The following is a 651-nucleotide window of genomic DNA, read 5'->3' as shown; positions in this document are numbered from 1 at the left end:
CTTTCTCTTCGTTCAAGCTAAGTGTCTTTGCTACTTTGGCTCACCCCTTGAAGGGGTTTACATATTCTTTACTACTCAATTTATCCGAGATTAAATCCGACTTTTCTTGCTCTCTGATATACTTCTGAATTGTGGCTTCGTTTAGCCCCACTGTCGTGACATAGAACCCTTCCGCCCAAAACTTTCTGTTGCCAAATTTATATTTTAGATTGGCATGTCTATCAAAGATCATTAGCGAGCTTTTACCCTTCAGATATCCCATAAAGCTTGAAACACTTATTTTCGGTGGAATACTCACTAACATATGCACATGATCTGGCATGAGATGCCCTTCAATTATTTCAACACCTTTATACTTACAAAGGTCTCTAAGGATCTCACCTATACTTGAACGAATATTATTAAAAATCACTTTCCGTCTATATTTCGGCGAAAAGACGATATGGTATTTACACAGCCACTTTGTATGTGCTGAGCTTTGTGCTTTAATGCCCATAAACACCTTTCCTTATTTAAGTTACGAATATTAGCTTGAACATCTATATCGTAACGGAAAGGTGTTTTTCTTGGTATAACCTTTGAATGCCACCCGCATAGCGGGTGGTTTTATGTTTAAGACGCTAGCGCGACTTAAACTGGCTAAAGCCATAA

General features: G+C 38.2%; 1 protein-coding gene. It reads right to left on the bottom strand.

What is annotated here, in order from left to right; translation table 11 throughout:
• Positions 1-40: 40 nt before the first annotated feature.
• Entirely contained in the window at positions 41-496 is a 456-nt protein-coding gene (gene tnpA, locus JEP40_RS18980; RefSeq protein ID WP_198624812.1) for an IS200/IS605 family transposase, read from the bottom strand.
• Between the last annotated feature and the right edge of the window lie 155 nt (positions 497-651).

Source organism: Proteus vulgaris (assembly GCF_016239305.1).
Lineage (GTDB): Bacteria > Pseudomonadota > Gammaproteobacteria > Enterobacterales > Enterobacteriaceae > Proteus > Proteus vulgaris_C.
The sequence above is the reverse complement of the archived record's forward strand: the minus strand, read 5'-3'. Positions and strand labels throughout refer to the sequence as shown.

Excerpts from the sequence above, each read along its gene's own strand:
- tnpA (WP_198624812.1), bottom strand. The coding sequence starts at position 496 with ATGGGCATTAAAGCACAAAGCTCAGCACATACAAAGTGGCTGTGTAAA.